The sequence below is a fragment of the Limnohabitans sp. genome, assembly GCF_040401495.1.
Classification (GTDB): domain Bacteria; phylum Pseudomonadota; class Gammaproteobacteria; order Burkholderiales; family Burkholderiaceae_C; genus Limnohabitans.
This window is the reverse complement of the sequence record NZ_JBBAOI010000008.1, coordinates 72,794-95,858: the sequence shown is the minus strand read 5'-3', so window position 1 is coordinate 95,858 and position 23,065 is coordinate 72,794. Positions and strand designations below refer to the sequence as shown.

The 23,065-nt window shown below is 61.7% G+C and carries 5 protein-coding genes; 4 read left to right on the top strand and 1 reads right to left on the bottom strand.

The features are described 5' to 3' along the window. The first annotated feature begins 67 nt into the window (after positions 1-67). The 4 genes from AC9UEO_RS07595 to AC9UEO_RS07580 are packed head-to-tail and all read left to right on the top strand — an operon-like array spanning position 68 to position 2,404. Positions 68-763 (top strand): adenylate/guanylate cyclase domain-containing protein, encoded by a 696-nt coding sequence (locus AC9UEO_RS07595; RefSeq protein WP_509531700.1) that lies wholly within the window; start codon positions 68-70, stop codon positions 761-763. After that, a complete protein-coding gene (locus tag AC9UEO_RS07590; protein WP_509531689.1) occupies positions 760-1,251 on the top strand; it encodes a cyclic nucleotide-binding domain-containing protein in 492 nt (163 codons plus the stop codon). Before AC9UEO_RS07595 ends, AC9UEO_RS07590 begins: the two co-directional genes overlap by 4 nt. Next, positions 1,248-1,598 (top strand): cyclic nucleotide-binding domain-containing protein, encoded by a 351-nt coding sequence (locus AC9UEO_RS07585; RefSeq protein ID WP_509531686.1) that lies wholly within the window; start codon positions 1,248-1,250, stop codon positions 1,596-1,598. The genes AC9UEO_RS07590 and AC9UEO_RS07585 overlap by 4 nt, the downstream gene beginning before the upstream one ends. A gap of 8 nt (positions 1,599-1,606) precedes the next feature. Next, positions 1,607-2,404, top strand: coding sequence for a hypothetical protein (locus AC9UEO_RS07580; RefSeq protein WP_509531684.1), 798 nt, complete (start codon positions 1,607-1,609; stop codon positions 2,402-2,404). Between the two features lie 11 nt (positions 2,405-2,415). Here the strand turns inward: AC9UEO_RS07580 and AC9UEO_RS07575 are convergent, their stop codons facing one another. After that, a complete protein-coding gene (locus AC9UEO_RS07575; protein WP_509531681.1) occupies positions 2,416-23,058 on the bottom strand; it encodes an Ig-like domain-containing protein in 20,643 nt (6,880 codons plus the stop codon). Between the last annotated feature and the right edge of the window lie 7 nt (positions 23,059-23,065).

Below are 23,065 nucleotides of genomic sequence, written 5' to 3'. Positions count from 1 at the left end.
AAACCCTCCTTTAATCAAGTACCCCTATTTGTCTCACACACGATGACGTCGGACATTTTTCAGCGACATCAAAGACTTCACCCGAACCGCCGAGTCCTTGCAACCCGAGTCACTCACAGAGTACCTGAACGAGTACTTTTCCGAGATGACGCAAATCGCCTTGTCCTATGGCGCCACCATCGACAAATACATTGGCGACGCGGTGATGCTGTTTTTCGGTGACCCTGAATCCAAGGGCGTGAAAGAAGATGCGCGGGCCTGCGTTGAGATGGCACTGGAGATGCAAGAGCGCATGGTGGTACTGCAAAACCGTTGGCGTGAACGTGGCTTTGAAAACCCCTTTGTTATTCGAATTGGCATCAACACGGGCTATTGCAATGTAGGTAACTTCGGCTCGGATCAGCGTTTGAGTTACACCATCATTGGCGGTGAAGTGAATGTGGCTCAGCGTTTGGAGGCCAGTTCAGACCCTGGCGGCATTCTCATCAGCCACGAAACCTATGTTCAGGTGGATGACTTGGTCGACGTAGAAGAACGCCAAGCGGTGAACTTGAAAGGCATTGACCGCACCATACGCACCTATGCTATTCGTGCCCGAAAAGCAGAGCTTGACAAACCCTTGCGCATGAAACACCCACAAGGGGTTCATATTGATTTGTCGCCTCAGTATTTAAACCACGACGACCGACAACTGATCGCCATGCAACTTAAAACACTGGCGGCACAATTGGAAAACCTTGACGAAAGAGACGCTGCAACATGACCGAGCTTTCTGCCAGTTTTGAAATTGATGTGGAACACTTAAAGGCGTTGGGCGTGGTGGACGCCAACTCACCCAAGAGCATGGACATTTTTGCTTCGGGGAAACTCAACAGCAATGAGCGTTTGTATTTCAGCCTATGGGGCAGCAAATTTTTGAGCACTGCCAGCTTCGAGGCTAAGAAGAAAATTTTTCAGCAAGGCGAGGATGTGGCAGTGGCTTATTTCATCGTCTCAGGCAGTTTGTTGGCAGTGAATGGCGAAATCATTGAGCGTCTGGGGCCTGGGAGTGTGTTGTGCCTTGCAGAAGGTCTGGCTGGGTTGCCTGCGCCTAAAACGGTTGTCACTGTGACGCCTGTACAAGCCCGCATCATCCCTTTGCACAAAGTTGATCACATGGTGCCTCATTTACCGCATGCCATCAGGCAAACCATTCGAACCACGGTAAAACGGACCTTGGCCTTGAAAGAGTTGCCCAAGGGTGTTCTGTGAGTGACTTTCCCACAGTCACCTTCGAAGCAGGACAACGCATCTTCAATGCAGGGGAAGCGGCGGACCATCTCTATTTCATCCAAGAAGGAATTGTTCAATTGCTAGATGCCCAAGGAAATGCCTTTGCGCAAATATCTAAAGGTGAATCTTTTGGTGAGCAAGCTTTTTTGAACGGCGGCATACGGGGTGCTTCGGCCCAAGCCTTGAATGACGTGAGTTGCATACAAATTTCCAGTCTGGAAGCTAACCGCTTGTTATCCGAAGCATCCCCCTTGCTGGTGCCCGTGTTTGAAGCGCTTTTGCTGCAACAAAATATGCACAACGCCTTGCGTTCTCCCATGGGCTGATTCGCACGATGCTGCAGACATATATCGCCACCTTGCACAATTTGCGCAGCAAATGGCCGCATGAGTGGCCTGGTTTGCCGGTTGTGCTGAATGCCTGTGTTCAAAGACTGTGGCCGCATAAGACGCCAGCGGTGGGCAGTACAAGCCATCAATTGTTACAAGCTGCTCGGTCTATGGCTTCTCATATGGAACAAGTGGCACTCGCAGCAGACTATGAACCGCTTTATCACAATCGTCTACACACCGCTGATGCACTCACAGCCATTTGTCTTTTGATACAGGCATTACAGAAGAAAAATATTGTGGTGGATGATGAATGGGTTGCTGCTTTTTTGTTTGCAGTGACCTCCCATGATGTGCTCCACCCTGGTGGAGCAAATGGTTTTTTGCAAGAATTCGAGCGACGCTCGGCCAAGGAAATGCAATACATTGCGACCCCTTTGGGCATTGACGTGGTGTGGTTGCATCGTGTGCGTGAATTAATTTTGCACACGGACCCTACGCTTGTCACTGCTAACCACGACAAAGTCCAAGGCATGGCATTTGAGATGAACTTGGATTGGGCTTGCGTGTTGATCAACGAGGCAGATATTTTGGCCAGTGCCACCTCACGCTTCGGCCCTGAATTAGGCCATGCTTTGGCGCAAGAATGGGCATTTAAAAACCATCCCTTGCATCATGTTGTGGGTACACCCCAAGGCAGGCTGCATTTTTTATCTTCTTTGCGCTTTTCATCGCCTGCCGCTGAGGCTTTTCACATGGCTCGCGATGTAGAGCGGCAAATTGCGTCACTGCGACAAGCTTGACGGCGCACCTGTCAACAGCCCAGTACCACATGCCCCGCATGCACGATGTTGTGATCGATCAGCAGCTGGGTGTGGGCGCTGTCCACGGTGTAGACCTGGTAGCTGTGGTCGTTGTGACGCACCACGGTGTGGGTGTCGGTCAACAGGCTGGGGTCTAACTTCACCACATCGTTGCTGTCGCCGGTGACCATCAGTTGGTGCTGCGCGGGCTGTAAAGGGGTGCCGCTCAGCAAGCTGGTGTTGGTGGCGTCAAACAGGGTTTCGGTGGGCAGGGCCAGCAGGTCTTGCAGGGTCAGTTGCAGCACATTGGCGCGGGTGTCGCTGGCCAGGTCCACTTGGCCCTGTACCGCGCTGGACACCGCCACGGATGTGAGTGTGGTGAAGTCAAAGCTGGCGTCGGCCACCAGCAGTGAAGTGCCCTCAAGGGTTGTCGCCGTGGTGCGGCCCGCCTCGGTCACGCCGCTGGCGGGTTGGCGCAACACCCCGTCGCTTTGCAAGGCAATGGCGTTGATGCCCAACTCGCCCAAGCTGCGCATCTCGCCCGCGTCAGACACGCCGTTTTGGTTGCTGTCTTGCCACACCGCAAACTCGCCAAACAAAGCGTCTTGGGCATCGAACACCTTGTCTTGGTTGGTGTCAAACTGCGCGGCCAAGCCCTGCAAATCGGTTTGGCCGGCTTGGGTGGCAAACACATACTGGCTAGGGCTGTGCACCATGCCATCGTGGTGCTGGTCCCACACCAATACACCGTCGCTGGGCCCCACCCAAGCGCTGTGGTCAAGCTGGCCGTCGCCATTGACATCCATCAGCACCTGGCTGTAGCCAATGGCCCCATCCCGGTTCAAGTCGATGACCACGGGTGGCGTGGTGACGGTGAAATTGAAAGCCGCGCTGGTGGCGCTCTGGTTGCCAGCCGTGTCCGTTTGCAGGGTGGTGATGCTGTGGCTGCCGCTGGTGATGCCGGTGGCTGGGTAGCTCCAAATCCCAAGGCTGTTGACCGTGACGGTGCCCAAGAGGCTTGCGTTGTCGTACACAGAGACCACGGCACCGACTTCCCCCAAACCGCTGAGCGTCGGCTGTGAAGCCACGGTGCTGGGAACCGCATTGACCCTGTACAAACGAATGTTGTCAAGGGTCCCGGTGAATACCGCGGTGTCCGCCGCTATCGTCAAGATGCTGCCGTCTGCGGTGAAGGTGGTGCCGGCCGTGCCAGAGCTTGCCAGTGCTTGGAGCAACTTATTGCTGCCGCCGTCTACAGTTGAAGAGGCCTTAACGCGCAAATTTGCGCCGCTGGATTTGGTGTAGTCAAACGACATGAAGTAGGTTTCACCCGCGACCATGGCGGTGTTGTAACTGATAACGGTGGCAGCACCGCTCGCATTGACCCGGTTGGTGCCGATAGAAACACTGCCAGCATTGCTGCCCAAGGTGCCCGTGGTGGTGTTGCTGGTAAAGGCCTCATCGATCATGGTGGCCATGTAAGCAGGTGTGGTGATGGTGGTGTCGATCACGGGCAGTGGCGTGCTGTCGATGTTGGCAATGCTGCCGCTGTAGACAAAGGCGTTGCCTGCCACATCGCGGATGCCTGCGATCAGCGCTGTTTTGAGGGCGGCCTCGTCAATGGCGGCTTGGCCGTTTTGGCCGGCGGCGATGGTGTAGGTCAGTGTGCGGGTGTTGCTGCCGTTGCTGCCGCCCCAGGTGGCGCTCACCCCCGTCACCCCCACGGTGAAGATGCTGCTGTTGGTGCCGCTGGTCAAGCCATTGACCGCGCTATCAAAGGTGAGGGTCAGGGTGATGGTCTCGCCCACGCTGTTACCCGCTGTGCCCGCCACGGTACTTAGGGCCGTGCTGGGCGCGCTGCTGCCCAAGGTGGTCGTACTGGTGTCCAGCGTGAAAGTCAGCGCTTTGGCCGCGCCGTTGTTGCCCGCCGCGTCTTGTTGGCGCACCCACACGGTGTAGTTGCCGTCGATGGTGGGGGCGACATAGCTGCTGGTGTAGGTTTGGCCCGCGTCCCAGCTGTACCACAGGCTGCCATTGGCCTCAGGCGGCGTGACGTTCAAGGCGGTGGGGCTGGCCTTGGTGATGTTGTCGCCAAAACTGGAATCGGTCTTGGCCACCATTTGCGCACCCCACAGGGCGATGTCGACCACCGTGTCTTTGCCAGTCACAAAATAAAGTGAGCCTATCCCGCTGCTGCTGCCCGTGGTGTAGTCCAAGGTATACAGCTTCCAATCGCTGGTCAGGTTGGCATTGGAAATGAAGCCATTGGCCGCATTGTTGAAGTTGATCAATTTGCCGCTGCCAGACAAGGTACCGCTGACCCGCTTGGCCCACACCGATATTTGGTAGGTGGTGTTGGCCGCGTAGCTGACGTTGATGCCCAGGTAGTCGCCTGCCGCAGTGCCATTGCTGCGGTAGACCACGGCATCGGTGAAGGCAGCGTTGGGGCCGGTGGTGGTACCCACGCGGGTTTCGTTGCCCGACATGTACCAAGGCGTGTTGCTCGCGCTGGTGTCGGGGACAAACATGGTCACTAAATCGGTGGCGCTGGTGTCGTTGTACAAGGCCACCGTGGTGGGGGCCAGCGGCGCGTTGGTGTCAATCACAGGCAATGACATGCTGTCGATGTTGGCAATGGCGCCCGAGTATGTGAAAGCATTGCCTGCGCTGTCGCTGATGCCGGCGATCAGCGCCGCTTTGAGGGCGGCCTCGTCAATGGCCGCTTGGCCGTTTTGACCAGCTTGAATGGTGTAGGTCAGCGTGCGGGTGGTGCTGCCGTTGCTGCCGCCCCAGGTGGCGCTCACGCCAGAGCCCGCCACCGTGAAGACGCTGCTGTTGGTGCCGCTGGTCAGCCCATTGACCGCGCCATCAAAGGTGATGGTCAGGGTGATGGTCTCACCCGCGCTGTTGCCCGCTGTGCCAGAAACCATGCTCAGGGCCGTGCTGGGCGCGGGGCTGCCCAAGGTGGCAATGGTGTCCAAGGTGAAGCTCAATGTGGTGGGCGCACTGTTGTTGCCCGCCACGTCTTGCTGGCGCACATGCACGGTGTAGGTGCCGTTGGTGGTGGGGGCGACGTAGGTGCTGGCGTAGGTCTGGCCCGCGTCCCAGCTGTACCACAAGCTGCCATTGGCCTCAGGCTGCGTGACGTTCAAGGCCGTGGGGCTGACCTTGGTGATGTTGTCGCCAGCGCTGGACTTGACCACCATTTGCACACCCCACAAGGCGATGTCGACCACGGTGTTTTTGTTGGCATTCAAATACAGTGAGCCCGTGCCACTGCTGCTGCCCGAGCTGTAGTCCAAGGTGTACAGCTTCCAGTCGCTGGTCAGGCCGGCAATGGAAAGTGAGGCATTGGCCGCGTTGTTGAAGTTGATCAACTGGCCGTTGGCAGGCAAGGTACCGCTGACCCGTTTGGCCCACACCGATATTTGGTAAGTGGTGTTGGCCGCGTAGCTGACGTTGATGCCCGTGAAGTTGTTTGCAGCGGTGCCAGTGCTGCGGTAAACCACGGCATCGGTGAAGGCCGCGTTGGGGCCGGTGGTGGTGCCCACGCGGGTTTCGTTGCTCATGAACCAAGGCAAGTTGCTGGTGTCGGGCACAAACGCGCTCACCACATCGGTGCCGCTGCTGTCGTTGTACAAGACCACGGTGGCGGGGGCCAGCGGTGCAGTGGTGTCCAACACATAGGCCTGGCTGTACACAGCGCCGTCGTTGCCTGCGGCGTCGCTGACTTTGACCTTCAAGGTGTTGCTGCCACTCAGGGTGCGCGCCAGGCTCCAGGTGCTGCTGCCCACACTGGCCGTGGCCTGCGACCAAGTGCTGCCGTTGTCGATGGACACATACACCGCATCGCCACTGGCCACATTGGCGCTCAAGCTGCCGCTGATGGTTTGGGCGGTGGCGTTGGTCACCAAGTCATTGGTCAGGGTGCCGTTGTCGGCACTGAACGCCACCGCAGACACCGTCGTGGTGGGTGCGGTGGTGTCCAGCTCATAGGCCTGGCTGTACACGGTCCCATCATTGCCGGCGATGTCTGTGACCTTGACCTTCATGGTGCTGCTGCCACTCAGGGTGCGGGCCAAGCTCCAGGTGTTGCCGCCCACATTGGCCGTGGCCTGCACCCATGTACTGCCGTTGTCGAAAGACACGTTCACCGTCTCGCCGCTGGCCAGGTTGGCGCTCAGGGTGCCGCTGACGGTTTGGGCTGCGGTGCGGGTGACAAAGTCGGTGTTGGTGGTGCTGTTGGCTGCGCTGTCATTGCTCAGGTTCGCAGTGGCGATGGTGGTCGTGGATGCGGTGGTGTCCAGCACATAGGCCTGGCTGTACACGGCCCCATCGTTGCCCGCTGCGTCTTGGACCTTGGCCTTCAAGGTGTTGCTGCCACTCAGGGTGCGCGCCAGGCTCCAGGTGTTGCTGCCCTCAATGCTTGTGGCCTGCGCCCAGGTGCTGCCGTTGTCTGTGGACACCTGTACCGATTCGCCGCTGGCCAAGTTGGCGCTCAAGCTGCCACTGATGGTTTGGGCCGCGGTGTGGGTGATGAAGTCGCTGCTGCTGGTGCCGGTGTCGGCGCTGAGCGCCAAGGCTGCAATGGTGTTGCTGGGCACGATGACATCGCGCAGCAAGGTCGGGCCGGTGGCGCTGACGCTGTTGCCTGCGCCATCCACCAAGCGCACGCTGACCACGCCCCCACTGGTGATGGCCGCTTGCAACTCGGCAGCGGTGGGCGTGCCGTCGCTGGTGCTCACGGCCACGCTGGTGTCACCGGCAAGGATGCTGCTGTCGCTGCCTATCAAGGTGTCGCCCAGGTAAAACTGGGCGCTTCCCCCCGTGGCCTGGCCCGCCACGATGCTGGCGGCAAAGGCCATGGCGGTGTTGCTGGCGTTGAGTGCGTTGGCCACCACGCTGCCACCGCTGGGTGTGAGGGCGAGGCCGGTGGGGGCGTTGGGTGGCGTGACGTCGCGCAACAGGCTGGGGCCGCTTGCGGTGAAGCTGTTGCCCGCCGCGTCGTAGAGCTTGACGGTGACAAGCCCGCCCGCTGCGACGGCCAATTGCAACTCGGCGCTGGTGGGTGTGCCATCGCTGGTGGTGTAGGTCACCGAGGTGTCGCCATCGCTGATGCTGGAGTCGCTGCCAATGAGCACGTTGTTGACGTAAAACTCGGCTTTGCCGCCGCTGGCCTGGCCCGCACCGATGGTGGCGGCAAAGTCCATGGCGGTGTTGGTGCTGTTGAGCGCATTGGCCACCACCGTGCCGCCACTGGGGGTGGTGGTGATGTTGCCCAGGGTGGTGGGCGCGGTGGTGTCGAGGGTGTAGTCCTGCACGCGCATCAAGCTTTCCAAGCCATTGGCTGCGACCACCTTGGCCTTGAGGGTGTTGCTGCCGCTCAAGGTTTGGTTGATGAGGCTCCAGCTGGTCGCGCCGGGGGTGAGGCTGATGTCGGTCCAGTTGACGCCGTTGTTGAGCGAGAGGCGAATTTTTTGCCCCGCCGCTGCCGCTTGGCTCAGTGTGCCGCTGATGGTTTGCAAAGCGGTTTGGGTGATGAAGTCGGTGCCCAATGAGCCCGTGTCCGCACTCAAGCTGAGCTGGGAAATGCTGGGTGGCGCAGCGTTGTCAACCGTCATGCTGTTGCTGCTGACCAGCGACAGGTTGCCCGCCAGGTCGCTGGCATACAACACATAGGTGCCGTCGCTCAAGCCCGCCAGGGACAGGGTGGTGACGGTGTCGGCGCTGCTGATGCTGGCGCTGTTGAACAAGTTGTCGGCAGCGCCCGTGATGCTGGCCAGGTTGGTCACGATCACGCTGGTGCGCACCAGGTACGCGCCACCGACCTCGCTGCTGCGCACATAAATGCTGCTGTTGCTGGGCAAGATGGCGGTGGTCAAGTCGACCGTGGGGGCGGTGAAGTCCAGTGTGTAGGCCTGGGTTTTGGTGTTGCCCAGGTTGCCTGCCGCGTCCCTGATTTGCACCGCAATATCGCTGCCGCCGCTCAAGGCGGCGTTGACCAACGACCACCCGGTGCTGTTGGCCGTGGTGCTGGCTTGGCGCCAGCCTTGGCCATTGTTCAAAGACACCCACACCGACTCGTCGCTGGCCAAGGGGTTGGTCAAGGTGCCCGCAATGGTTTGCACATTGGTGCTGGTGATGAAGTCACCCACCGTGCCGGTGTCTTGGTCGATGGTGAGGGTGGCAATGGTGTTGGTCGGGGCCGCCGTGTCCAGCGCAAAGGTGATGGTTGCACTGGCGTTGCTGATGTTGCCTGCCATGTCGGTGATGGTGGCGCTCAAGGCCTTGGGCCCCTCTGCGCCCAGGTTGGCTTGGCTGACGGCGAAACTGACATAACCATCTGCCAGGTTTTGCTGCGACAAGGTGATGCGCTTGGCGTTGGCAAACGGGTTGCCCCCCAAAAGCAGCTCAACCTTGTCGCCCACTTGGGCCAGCACACCGCCTTGGGGCAGGTTGACGCGAACCGACAAGCCGCTGGCGGCTTCGCTGGCATTGAGTTGGCCATCGGCCGTGAGACCAGCGGCCTCGCTCACGGCGGGTGCAGCGCTGGGCGTGGTGTCCAGCACATAGGCTTGGCTGGTGAGTGGGCCGTCGTTGCCGGCCGCGTCCGTGACCTTGACTTGCAAAGTGCCGCTGCCCGCCAGGGTTTGGTTGGCCAAGCTCCAAGTGGAATTGCTGGCGTTCCAAGTCGCACTGGCCCAGCTGAGGCCGTTGTTGAGCGAGACTTTCACCGCCTCGCCGCTGCCCAATGCGCCACTGAGCTGACCACCGATGGTTTGGGCAGCGGTTTGGGTGATGAAGTCGGCACCGCTGCTGCCGGTATCGGCACTGAACGCCAGGTTGGTGATGGTGGGGGTGGGCGCAACTTGGTCGATGCCCAGGGCGATGCTGACGTTGCCGCTGCTGGTGTTGCCCGCCGCATCGGTGAGGCTGGCGCTCAGGGTTTTGCTGCCGTCGGCGCCCCACTGGGCGCTGGTGACGTTGACGTCCACAAAACCTGCGCTGATGTGGCTGCTGGTCAGCAGGGTGGTGCTCAGGGCCTGCCCAGCCAGCGTCAGGCTCAAGCTGTCACCCGCCACGGCCATCGAGCCGGAGACGGGCAAGGTCAATCGCAGTGTGGTGCTGCTGGCGGCCTCGGCGATGTTGATCTGGCCATCGGCCAGCTTGGTGCTGCCCATCTCGACCAAGCCGGGGGCGGTGGGTGCGGTGGTGTCCAGGGTGAAGCTCAAGGCAGCGCTGGGGCCACTGGTGTTGCCCGCCGCGTCGAACAATCGGGCGGTGAGGGCTTTGGCACCATCGCTGCCCAGCGCGGCGCTGGTCAAGCTGAATGCCACATAGCCGTTGCTGAGGTCGGTGCTGTTGACCACCACCGCTGACGGGGTGGTCAGGTCTTGCCCATTGATTTGCAAGACCACGCTGTCGCCGGCCATGGCCACCGCACCTGCGGTGGGCAAAGCCACCCGCACCACCAATGCTGTGGAAATTTCGCTGGCGCTGAGCCAGCCATTGCTAAGCCGGTTGCTGCCTTGCTCGAACACGCTGTTGGGGGTGGCGGGGGCGGTGGTGTCGCTGATCAGGGCAAAGCCAGCCGTGGCGTTGCTGGTGTTGCCCGCTTTGTCGGTTTCGGTGGCTTTGAAGTTGTAGCTGCTGCCGTTGGTGAGGGCGGCGGTATAGGTCCAGTTGGTGCCGACCACGGTGGCCAAGCCCAGCAAGGTATTGCCGTTGTACACCTTGACCGTGGAGCCGGCCACATTGGTACCGGCGATGTCGACCAGGGTGTCGTTGGTGCGCGCCCCGGGACTGAGCGCGCCCACATTAGGGGCCACGTCGTCGGTGATGCTGCTGAGCACCGCAGTGGGGGGCAGGTGATCCAGGGTGTAGCTGGCGACGTTGCTGGGCAAGCTGGTGCCCAAGGCATTGCCAGCGATGTCGACGATGTCTTGGCCTGCGGCCAGCCCCAAGCTGAGCACGCCGTTGCCGCCCGAAATGGCCGTGCCGCTCAGGCTGATGCGGTAGCGGTTGTCGCCCAAGGCCACGGGCTCGCCCAGGCTGATGTTGCTGGTGAGGGCCACGCCGCCGAGCAAGGCCACAAAGTCGCTGGCCGTCAAGCTGCTGGTGGGCGTTTCGCTGAAGCTGACGATGAAGTCCACGCTGTCCACGTTGGTGTCGCCCGCAATGCCCACAGCGGTAGTGGTGCCGCGCTCGATGGCGGTGATGGTGGGCGCGGTGTTGTCCAGCACATAGCTGTTGAGCGCCGTGCTCAGCAAGGCGCCCGTGTTGTTGCTGCCTGTGAGTTTGTTTTGTGCTGCATCGAGCAGGTTGTGGTTACTGGCCAGCGCCAAGGACAAGGAGCCGGTGGCGTTGGCAATGGCACTGCCGCCCACGCTGATGCGGTATTGGTTGCCACTGACCCAGACGGGGCTGCCGATACTGATGTTTTGCGTCAAGGGGGTGCCGTTGAGCTGCACTGCAAAACCTCCGCTGGTCAGGCTGGTGGCGTCCATGGCTTCGCTGAAAGTGACCAAGAAGTCCACGCTATCAAGATTGGTCTGGCCGCCACTGCCCACGCTGGTGCCGCGCGCGATGCTGGCGATGCTGGGGGCCACCGTGTCCACCCGCAAGATGGGCGAGGCAGCCAGCGCGCCGGGGTTGCCCACGGCGTCGGTGTAGCTGCCAGCATTGACGCTGATGGTGGCCGGGCTGTCGGCCACACCGGCGTTGGGGCTGAAGGTGGCTGTGTAGGTGCGCCCGCTGCCTCTGAGGTTGGACAGCGTGCCTTGGGCCAGGTTGATGTCGCCTTGCTGGTTGAGCCATTCAAAACCGACCGGGTCGTCGTTGGCAAAGCTGAAGGTGATGGTGGCGGTTTGGCCGGCACCGACCACGGTTTTGTCGCTGGTGATGGTCAGCGTGGGGGCCAGGGTGTCGATGGCCATCACGGCGGGGGTGGCGGCGGTATTGGGGTTGCCCGCCACATCGGTGAAGCGGGCGCTGTCCATGCCGATGCTCAGGTTGCCGCTCACACCGCTGTTGGCACTGACCACCAACAAGTACCACAGGCCTTGGGTGTCGGGGATGGGGTCAAAGCTGACCAAGCTGGCGTGGGTGAGGGATAGGTCATCTGCCGTCAAGCCGACCATGGCTTCGCTCACGGCCACCACAAAACTTGCCACGGGGTTGGCTTGGCTGACGGGGTTGTTGTCAACCCGGGTGATGCTGACGGTGGGGGCGGTTTTGTCGATCACCACGTTCACGGTTTGGCTGGTGGTGTTGCCGGCTTGGTCGGTGCTGCTGACCTTGACGCCATAGTGGCCGTCGGCCAAAGCGGACAGGTTGGCGCTGAGCCGCCCGTTGCTGTCGGACACACTGATGCCGCCTTGCACTTGTTGGGCTTCGTTGAGCACCTGCAGTTGGCGCGTGGGGGCGCTGGTGACGCTGTCGCTGGTGGTGTAGTTCAGGCCAAAGGCGCTGGCCTCGGCGGCGGTGAGGACAGTGTCACTGGGCGTGGTGACAGACAGGCTGGGCGCGGTTGTGTCGACCACCAAGCTGCGGTTGGCACTGACACTGCCGCCGTACAACGAGGTGTAGTTGGCGCGCACCGTGATGCTGGCGTCGGCCAGGCCTTGCAGCAAGTTGCTGGGCACGCTGGCCGACCAAGTGCCGCCGTCTTGCACCGTGGCATTGAGGGCGTGTAACACGTTGTTGTCGGCACCGACCAAAGACAGGCTCAGGCTGCGCCCCACGGCGGTGTTGCGCGCGCTGTTGTCTGCGGCCGGGTCGCTGACGCTGCCCGACAAGGCCAGGTTGGTGGCGCGTTCGCTGGCGTTGAGGTAGCCGTCACCCGCGACCGTGTTCAAGGTGACGGTGGCCAATGCAGTTTGAATAGCCAACTCGTTTTGACTGGGGTCGACCTTGAAGGAATTGCCCTCGGCCTTGACACCGACTTGCACGTCGTAGGCACCAGAACTGCTGATCACGCCATCTGGCAAGCTCAAGGACCAGCGTGCGTTGGTGCTGTTGTAGCTCAGCGTGGCGCTGGTGGTGGTGGTGGTGGGGCTGTAAGTGGCGCTTTGGGCAAACCCCGCCACCAGATCGTCCAAAGTGGTGGTACCACTGACTTGTTGGGTGACCCCGTTGACCAGCATATAAGTGGTGCCGTTGACCGAAACGGCCAACAGGTCGTTGTTGTCCAAAGCCACATAAGCGCCGTCACTGACTTTTTGCGCCATACCCTCCAAGGTGGGCGTGAGGGTATTTGTGTTGAGACTTTGGACCGTGGGCACGTCGGCGGTGGTCAGGCGCACTTGCACGCTGGTGTTGGACAGGCTGGTGGGGTTGCCCGCGCTGTCGCGCACGCCCACGGCCAAGGCATAGTCGTTGCCGTTGACCAGCATGGCCAGATCGGCACTGGGGATGGCCAGGCTCCATTGGCCGTTTTGCACCGTGGTGGCGTAGGTTTTGCCGTTGAAGACCAGTGCCACGGGGCTGTTGGTTTCGGCATCCGAGGCGCCGCGCAGGGTCAAGGCCCCCGCCGCGATGGCCGCGTCGTATTCGGCGCGGTTGAGGACGTTGTCGGCATTGCCCGCGGTGCCTGCGCCGTCGGTCAGTGGGGTACTCAAGCTGAGGGTGGGGGCAAGCGTGTCTATCCGTGTGTTTTGCTGCACGCTGCTGGTGTTGCCCGCGGCGTCGCTCACGCTGGCGCTGAGCGGGGCCGTACCGTCGGCGGGTAGCGTGCTGGGTGTGATGCGCCAACGCCCATCGGCGCCCACGGTGGTGCTCAAGCTTTGGTCACCCCACAGCACTGTGACCGTTTGGCCCAGCGCGTCGCTGGTGCCACTCAAGTTGACGCCTGCGGTTTTATCGCTGAGGTTGACCACGTCGTCACCGGTCACCGCGTCTACGCTCAGAGTGGGCGCGATGGTGTCAACTTTGTAGGCCGTATTGGGGGCCAGGCCGGCGAAGCTGGTGAGCGCATCGTTGCCCGCCGCATCCCGAATGGCCGCGCCGTTGCTTAAGGTGAAAGGGTTGGCGTCCACCGACACGCCGTCGCTGTCGTTCAAGCCAGCGGCGATGGGGGCGCGAAACACCCAACTGTTTTGGCCACTGCCGCTGACATAGGTGGCCATGACGTCGGTGTTGCCCACTTTCAAGCGCAGCGTGGGGCTGCCGGTGACCAGCATGGCTTTGGTAAAGCCCACGGTCAGATCGATGCTGTCGCCGGCGTTGAGCCAGTCACCTTGGGCGCCGGTTTTGCTGCCCCAGGCCACGCTGCTGACCTGGCCGATGATGGTGTCCACAGGCAAGCTCAGGCGGTTGTTGGCGTCGCTGCCATCGGCATTGGCGTTGCCAGCGCTGTCGACAAAGGTGCCGCTGGCCAGGCTGATTTGCGCCGTGGTGTTGCTGTTGGCGTTGGGGCGAAACACGGCGCTGCGTGTGAGGCCCGTGCCGGTGATGGCGCTCAGGCTGCCGCCGCTGACCACCAAGTCGCCGCTGGCGCCGTCCCACTGAAAGCTGTTGCCTGGGTTTTCGCTGAAAGTGAAGGTGACGGTGGTGGTGTCGCCTGCTTTGAGGGCGGCTTTATCGCTGCCGATGGCCACCGTGGGAGCCAAGCGGTCCAGGGTGAAGGCGGTTCGAACAGGGGCCGCGGCATTGCCTGCGGCGTCGGTCACGGTGAAGGCGAGGTTGACTTCGCCGTCGGCAAGCTGTGCGAGTTGGGGAGCGTTGAGCACGACCGCTTGGGCTTGGCCCGTGGCCGTCAAGGCATCGAGGTTGACGATGGTGGTGTCTTGCGTGAGGCTGAGCGCTATGCGGGTGCCCGCCTCGGCGCTGACGCTGTAAAAACCCGTGTTGGCGCTGGCCTCGCTGGCGGTGACGCCACCGGATACGCCTGCGCTGGCGAGCACCTCGGGCGCAGTCGGTGTTGTGGTGTCCACTTTGTAGCCGCTGTTGGCCGCCACGCTGGCATGGGCCAAGACAGCGGTATTGCCCGCGTCGTCTTTCATGGTACTGCCAACGGGCAGGCTCAAACCGTTTAATTGGACGGCGACACCGCTGCTGTCGTTGAGGCCTTCGGTGATGGTGGCTTGGAACACCCAGTCGGTGGTGCCCGCGCCACTGAGGTAGGTAGCACGCAGGTCTTGGCTGCCCACGCGCAGCAGCAAGCTGGGTGTGTCCGTGCCCAACAAGTTGATGGCTTCGGTGAAGACCACTTTGGCGCGCACCAAGTCACCCGCGTTGAGCCAGCCCGTGACGGTGATGTTGTCGGCAGCGAACAGTGCCACGCTTTGCACCGAGGGCGGCAAGGTGTCGACGCTGAAGTCCAAGCGGTTGTCGATTTCGCTGCCGTCGGCGTTGGGGTTTCCCGCTGCATCGGTGAACGCGCCCGATGCGATGCTGAGGCTGGCACTGCCTTGCAAATTGGCATTGGGGACAAAGGTGACTTCGCGCGTCAGGCCGGTGCCCGAGATGGCACTGATGCTGCCCCCGTTCAGGCTCAGATCGGCGATGCTGAAGCTGCTGCCCGGGTCTTCGCTGAAGTTGAGGGTGACAGTGGCGCTGTCGCTGGCTTGCAGCCGGTAGCTTGAAGCCGACAGGGACACTGTGGGTGCTTGGGTGTCTACCTTGGCATTGGCGCTGGCACTCACCGCATTGTGCGCAATGGCGGCGCTGTTGCCCACCACATCTGTGATGCTTTGCCCGGTTTGCAACTGAAATACATTTTGTGCAATGGCCACGCCGTCACGGTCGGTGTCGCCCGCAGTGACGGTGTAGGCAAACACCAAGGTGCTGGTGCCGCTGCCCGACAAGTAGCTGGCGATGCCGTCTTGTCCGCCCACGCTCAGGGTCACGCTGGGGGTGCCGCTGACCACTACCGCTTCGCTGAAAGCGAGGTTGATAAGCAAGGCTTCGCCGGCCTTATAGACGGGTTTGGCGGCATTGCCCGGAATGCTTATGCCATTGAGGTTGGGGGCTTGGGTGTCGACCAGTTGGGTGTCAAAGCTGCTCAGGTCTTGGTTGGCCAAGGCGTTGCCCGCCGCGTCTTTGACGCCATTGGCCACCAAGCTCAAGGACACAGGCAACTGCTGGGCGTTGGCGTTGGGCGTCACATCCACGGTGTACTGCAGCCCATTGGTGCTGGCCTGCACCGCGCTGACGGTGCCGTTGGTCGCACTGAAGTGGGTGCTGGTCAAAAGGGTGTCCAGCGTTTCGCTGAGGGTCACGACAAAGCGCACGCTGTCTTTGGTGATGCTGGCCACGGTGGTGTCACTCACCGCCATGACCGTGGGCGCGATAGTGTCCACGCTCAAGACGGGCCAGTTGCCCAGCATGCTGCCGATATTGCCGGCCAGGTCTTTGAAGGTGCCCATGCCCCACACCACTTGGCCCGCGCTGATGTTGCTCGCGGGCCGGAAGGTGGCGGTGTATTCGGTGTCGCTCAGGCGGCTCCAATTGCTCAAACTGCCTTGGGTGGTGGTCACCAAGGGCAGGGCTTGGGGTTGTTCGCTGAACACCAGCTTCAAGGTGGCGGTTTCGCCCTGAGCCAAGGCGGTGTCGGTGCTGCCCACCAAGCTCACGCTGACCGTGGGCGCTGTGGTGTCGACCTTGGCCAGTGTGGCCGCAGCCACAGCGCTGTGGCTGAGCATTGCCGGGTTGCCATACAGGTCTTTGATGCTGGCCTCGGCGTCGATACGGATGGCGTTGGCGCTGATGGCTACGCCATCGGTATCGGTGTCGCCGGCTTGCACCATATAGCGAAACACCAAGGTCGCATCGCTGCCAGCCAAGTGGCCGATGTAGCGCGCCGAGCGGGTTTGGTCGCCTACTTGCAAATCGAGTGTGGGCTGGCCGGTGACCAGCATGTCTTCGGTGAACACCACGTGGGCTTCGAGGGTTTCGCCGGCTTTGAAGCGCTGGTCGGCGCTGTCGCCCAAGACCTGCAGCGACCGCACCACGGGGGCAAGGGTGTCGTATTCAATGGGCGGCGGCTGGCCCAGTGTGGCGCCGCTGTTGCCGGCGGTGTCTCGCCAAGGGCCAATGGTCCAGCTGAGCACGCCATTGCCGTCGGTGGGCGGGGTCCACTTGGCTTCATACAGGTTGGCGCTGTTGGGCACCGGCTGCCACTCGGACAGGCTGCCCACACTGGGGGTGATGGTGGGCAAGGCGCTGGCGGCCTCGGACAGGTTCAGGCGCACGGTAGCTTGTTCGCCCTTTTGCACCTGCAAGCCGGCCGCGTCGGTGCTCAGGCTCAGGGTGGGGGCGGTTTGGTCCAAGCGCAGGGCCAGACTTTGGCTGCTGAGGTTGCCAGCGCGGTCTTGGGCCAGCAGTTGTAGGGTGTAGTTGCCGTCGCTCAAATGGCTGAAGTCGGCGGTCATGCGGATCGCTGCACCATTGGTATCGGTTTGCAGGGCCAGGTCGGGGTTGGGCACCAAGTCTTGGCCCTTGAACAAGCGCAGGCTTTGGGTGCTGGTGTCGACCCCAGAGCCAGCGTCGCTGATGGCCATGCTGGTGAACCACACCTGGGCTTCGCTGCGGCTCAGGGCCATGTCGGCTGGGACGGTCAAGGCGATGGTGGGGCCTTGGGTGTCCAAGCCGAGGTTGAACGGGGTTTGTTGGGTGTTGCCAAACAAGCTGTCAAAACGGGCGCTGAACACGACCTGTCCATCCGCAAGTTTTTGCAAATCGATGGCGGGAATGGCGGCGCTCCAGCCTCCGTTGGCTTGCACCGTGGTGGTCCAGGTTTTGCCGGACAAAGGGTGGTCAGCGGCCAGGCCTGTGAGGCCCAAAGTGACGTTGCGGCCAACGGCGACATTGGTGCTGCCGCCAGGAATGGCGTCCATGACACTGCCCGTGAGGAGCACACCATTTTGGGTTTCGCTGGCACTGATGCGGTTGTCACCCACTTGCGTGGTGGCCCATGTCAGCACGGGCGCAGTGGTTTTGACTACCCATTCGCCGCTGCTTTGGTCGGTTTTGGTGTCGGTGCTCGCGTTAAAGCCTTTGGGCAAGACGGACACGGCCACGTCATAGGCGTCGTCGCTGCTCACGCGGGCATCGGTGCTGGCGGCTTGGCTCAGGTCGAGCGCCCACTGTTTGGTGGCTGTGCTGTAGCTCAAGGGGCCAGCGCTGTGGGTGACGCCCTCGCCGATGGTCAGGGTGTAGGTCACCACGGTGTTGTTGCCCGAGCGGATGGCCACACTGAGCGTGTCATCGCTGCCCAAAGCCACGCCCACCGCGTTGTTGTCGCTGGCGAGCTTTTGCGCCAAGCCCGCCAAAGTGGGGGTGTAGCTGTTGCTGTAGTTGACGAACACGGTGGGGATGTCGGCCGGGTACAGGCTCACATCCAGGGTTTGGCTGGCGCGCAGCGCGGGGTTGCCCGCGCTGTCCAAGGTGTCGACCGTGATGGTGTAGCGGTTGCCGTGCACCAGCAAAGCCACGTCGGCCGAGGTGATGGGCGCGCTCCACACGCGGCTGTTGTCGGTGCTGAGTGAGCCCACCGTGCCGCCATAAGGTTTGCCGTTGAGGTAGACCGTGACCGATTGGCCGGCCTCGGCGTTGGTGCTGCCTTGCAGCGTCCAGGTGCCGTCCGGGTGGCCGACGATGGCGGCGCGCTCTGCGCTGTTGAGGATGTTGTCAACCAGCACGCCTGGCACACCCACGCCCAAACCGTTGTCAACACTGGGCATGAGGTTAGCGGGCAAGACCAGGTCAGGGGCCAAGGTGTCGATGCGCACGCTTTGGCTCGCTTCAGTGAAGTTACCCGCCAGGTCGGTGACACGCACGGTGATCACCGAATCGACTTCGCCGCTGGGGATTTGTGCGCTGTCAAAGTTGATGCGCCAGTTGCCATCGTTGTCGACCACAGTGGACAAGGTGGTGGCGCCCCAGGTGACGTTGACCACGTCGCCCGCGCTGGTGCCGCTGCTGCTGCCAGAGATGAGCACCCCATTGCCGCGCTCGGCTTGGTTGACCACGTTGTCGCCGGTCACTAGCCACAAGCTCAGCTCGGGTGCGCTGGTGTCAATCACCCACTGGACGGGGTTGCTGGCCACAGTCGAGTCGTTGCCCGCACTGTCGGTTTGGCGAACTTGCAGTTGGCCCATGGCATAGGCACCTGGCGACAAGGTGACGCTGCTTTGGCCGTTGGTAACTTCGCCGCCATCAACCCAGTTGACGCCAGCGTCAACGCTATAGGCCCAGCTGCCTTGGGCCTCTAGGCCTTGCACTCGCAAGACCGTGTTTTGACTCACGCCATCGCTGTCCCTCAAACCCGTGTCGTCAAACACCCAGCGCGGCGCGGCGGGGGGGCGGGTATCAATGCTGATTTTGTGTGCGCTGGCGTCGGCATAGCTGCCCACATTGCCAGCCGCATCTTGAAATGCCCCTAGGTTCAGGTCGAACTCACCTTGGGTGTTGCTCAACGGAATGAAGGTGGCGGTGTACTCGGTATCACTGATCTTTTGCCAGCCAGATAAAGTACCTGCCCCCGAGGTAATGTGCGGCAAACTGGGCAGGGCTTCGCTCAAGGTCAGACGAACGGTGGCGTTGGCGTTGGCTTTAATCACCGAAGCGCCATCTGCATACGCCAGCTCAACGGTGGCGGTAGGTGCGGTGCCATCGATCTTCAGGCTCAGGCTGTTGCTGCCCACCCCACCCAGATTGCCCGCAGCGTCGGTTTGGCGCACTTGGATTTGATCGGCGCTGTAGTTGCCTTCGCCCAAGGTGATTTTGTCGCCGCTGCCCGTGACCCATGCGCCGCTGAGGCTGGTTCGGTAGGCCCAGGTGGCACCGCTCTCCAAGCCGCTCACGATCAAGTCGCCCGCTTTGGTCGCGCCATCGGTGTTGTCCCAGCCACTGTCGTTGGCCAAGGCCAAGCTGGGGGCGTTTGGCGCTTTGTTGTCCACCGTGATGTCGCTGGTGCGCACACCATAGGCTGGGGTGAGCGCATCCTGGCCAGAGTTTTTGCCCACCAGGCTGGCATTGGTCAGGCTCAGGCCCACGACCTGGATGTCCGCACCGTTGCCTTGGCTGGGCGTGCTGAAGGCAAACACCAATTGCTGGGTACCCGTGCCGCTGACATAGGTGGCCTGCACCGTTTGGTCGTTGACCAGCAGGTTCAACAACGGGCTGCCCTGCACGTTCACCGCCTCGGTGAAATTGACCACCAGTGAGGTGCTGTCGCCGTTGTGCACCGTGCGACGGGCACCCGCGGCGGCAGCCACGCCGATGATGCCGGGCACATCAACCACGCCCAGCGACAGGTTGGCCTCAGCGCTCAAACCAGACAGGTCAGTGGCGGTGATGCGCACCATGCCGGCCGCACCAGCGCGGGTAGCCACGCCGGTGATCAGGCCATTGGCATCCATGCTCAGACCCGGGGGCAGGCCGGTGGCAGTGAAACGTAGGCGGTCGTTGGCGTCCACATCGGCGAAGGCGCTGGCGGCGTTGAGCACAAACCATTGGTTGAGCAAGGCCTGAGTACTGGTTAGCGGGGTGGTGAGCGCTGGTGCTTCGTTGACGTTGGTCAGTTGCACCGCAAGCGCTTGGGTGGCCATGTGCCCCGCGCCGTCGCTGATCTCGAGTTGCAGGCTGTAACGCTGGGGGTCGGCCTCGAAGTTTTTGGCGTTGGTCAAGCGCAGTTTGCCGTCGCTGCTCAGGGTGAAGGCGCGGGCATCGTTGGTTGGGGTCAAACTCCAGCTCAGGCCGGTGACTCCGGCCACGCTCAGGTCCACGCTGCCCGTGCTGTTTTCGGGCAAATTGATTTGCTTGGCCATGGCGCTTTGCACTTGGAACAGCTTTTCTTGCGCAAACTTGCTGGCCAAGCTTTGCAACTGGTTTTGGTTGGCGCTTTGGGCGCGCTCAATCACCTCACTGGCGGCAGCGCGCTCGGCCGCTGTGCTGTTGGGGGCATCGAGCAGAGTTTGGGCGTCGCTGATGCGCTTGAGGTTGTCGCTCAGCGCCTGGGACTGCAAAGCTTGTTCAAGCGTTTTTTGCGTCCAGGTTTGCTGCTGCTGAGCCAGCGCTTGGCTGGCGTTGTCTTGGGTCTCTTTGGCGCTGTTGAGGAGGACTTGGGCGGCGGCTTTGTCGGCTGCAGAAGCGCTGGCGCTGTCCAAGGTTTGTTGGGCTTTGGCAATAGTTTTCATGGCCTCTTGCCAGCGCGTGAGTTGCGTAGCCATCGCGTCAGCGGCTACTTTGTCGGCAGCGGCTTTGTCCACCGTGAGGGTTTGCTGTGCCAACAAATCACTTTGGCTGGTGGCCAGCTTTTGTCGGGCTTGCATCAGTGCCGTTTGGGCCTGGGTGCGAGCTTGCTCAGAGGCATTGCTGCCCAAGGCATCGAGAGCCGCTTGGGCTTGGGTGACAGCTTGTTTGGCCGCCTCGACCAAGCCGATTTGCAAGGCCTGGGCTTGGGCGGTGGCGACTTCTGCCGTGGCCTTGGCGGCGGCACTGTCGATCAATGCCGCGACAGTGGCTTTGGCAGCGTTGAGAGCGGCCAAGGCCGCGGCTTTGTCGCCAGCGGCTGCGTTGTCGTAAGCGGCTTGGGCCGCCACGGTTTGGCTTTGGGCGTTTTGCAGGGCCTTGGCCAACACCTGTTCTGCGCTGGCTTTGTTGGCCGCGGTGAGCAGCAGTTTGTCCGTGCTGGATTGGGCGGCGTTGAGGGCGGCCAAAGCCGCCGATTTGGTGGTGGCAGAGGCGTTGTCGTAAACGGTTTGGGCCGCATCGAAATTAGCCACAGCTTTGGCCAGATTGTCGGCGGCGAGCTTTTCGGCAGCCGCTTTGTTGGCCATGGTGGTGATGGACTTGTCCAAGGCCGCATTGGCCTGGGTCAAGGCTTGCAGCACCGCAACCGCGTTGGGGTGCTGCGGGTTTTGTTGGTCGCTATCGAAGGCGGCTTGGGCAGCAGCCTGGGTTTTCAACAAGGCATCGAGGTTGTCGGCATAGACTTTTTCGGCCGCGGCTTTGAGTGTCGCCGAGCGCTCAGCCAAGTCCAAACTGCTGTTGGCCTTGGCCAAGGTTTGCTGCGCGAACAAGGCTGCAGCGCTGTCGGCGGGGTAGGTGTCAATGACTTTTTGCGCTTTGTTGGCCTGCATCAGCGCCTGGGTCCAAGCGTCGGTGGCGGTCTTATCGCTGGCGATCAGGTCGGCCATGCTTTTGACCACTTGGCTCACGCGTGCCATGGCCTGGGTAACTAGCGCTTGTGCCGCGATTTTGGAGCTTGCGCCACTGGCCAAGGCCAACGCGTCTTGTGCTTTGTCCAGGGCGGCCAGGCTGTCGGCGATGGGTTTGAGGGTGATCGACAACGTGGTGGTTTTGTCAATTTGTGTGGCCTCTTGGGCCCGCACCGCTTGCAAGTTGGTGTCCATGGCCACCAGCGCTCGGTCTTTGGACAATGCAGAGGCGTTGGGGTTGTCCAAAATCTTGATTGCCGCCTTGACGGCGGTGTTGCGCCGCCCAAATGCCACATTGGCCACCGTGTCCACGCTGCCCAATTGGGCGCTGAGGCTTTTGAGCAAGGCCAGGTTGATGTCGGCGTCGGCAAAGGCCTTGCGCGCTAGCGGGTTGTCGCTCGCTTTGGCAAGCGCGTCTGCGGCTTGCTTTTTTAACTCTTGGGCCAGGGTCGCCGATTGGGCCAACTTGCCCTGGGTGCCCTCTTTGAGCGTGGACGCGCTGGCCAGGGCCGTTTTTTGCTGGCTGGCCACAGCGGCATCTTGGACAGCCCAGGTTTTCAAAGTGGGCATGGTGCTTTGGTTGGCCCACGTGGTGCTGGAACTTTGGCGCTGTTGTTCAAAGCTCACCCAACTGGTGAGCAAGGCTTGTCCCGTGGCTTGTTCGCCCACGGTCTTGACCGTTTGCAGCGAAGTATTGTTGGAGAAACTGATACTGTGGGCAATTTCGGCCCCGGTCATGCCCTGAGCTAGCAGCGCTTGTGCGGTGGTGCCGGAGCTACCCGTGGTCTTGAAGGTGGCCGTGCCAGCAGCAGCGTCCAGGCTGATGCCGGAGACCATGGAGCTCATCACCGAGCTCAAGTCACCTGCATGTGAGAGGGCCGCTAGCAGGAGTCCATAGTCGTTGACATCGGTGTTGGCGTTGCCGCTGGCGTCGGTCACGGCGCTGGCAACCGCTTTGGTGATGTCCACGTCGCCCAAGCCCATCATTGAGGCCAGGGCTTTATTGGTGCTCGTCACCGACGAGCTGGTGAGGGTGGGGGCCGAGTAGCCCGCTGTAGCGGCTTCGCTGGCGGAATAGCCCGTGGCCAAGGTGGCTGCGATTTCGGTCAAGGGCGTCACGTTGGCGGTCACCGCCACGCCGGGCGTGTCCACATAGGTAATGGAGCGCAAGTCGGTGGTGAGGTCAACCGAACCGTTGCTTTCGTCCAGGTAGTCAAGGCCGGGGTTGTCGGGGTCGGTGTCCACGTCACTCACCACCACGATCACTGCGCCCACATAAGTGACATCAAAGCTGTAGCTGCCATCGTCGCCCACCTTGGTGGTGGTCAGCAGTCCACCGGTATCGGCGCGGTACACATTGACCACCAAGCCGTTGCCGCTGATGGCGGAACCCGCTGTGAATGAGCCCCCCATACTGGTGGGCACACCAGTGATGTCGAGTTGGTAATCGGACGTGACCGCGCTGCTGCCGCTGACCGTGCTGTCGGTCACATTCACG

Excerpts from the sequence above, each read along its gene's own strand:
- AC9UEO_RS07590 (WP_509531689.1), top strand. The coding sequence starts at position 760 with ATGACCGAGCTTTCTGCCAGTTTTGAAATTGATGTGGAACACTTAAAG.
- AC9UEO_RS07580 (WP_509531684.1), top strand. The coding sequence starts at position 1,607 with ATGCTGCAGACATATATCGCCACCTTGCACAATTTGCGCAGCAAATGG.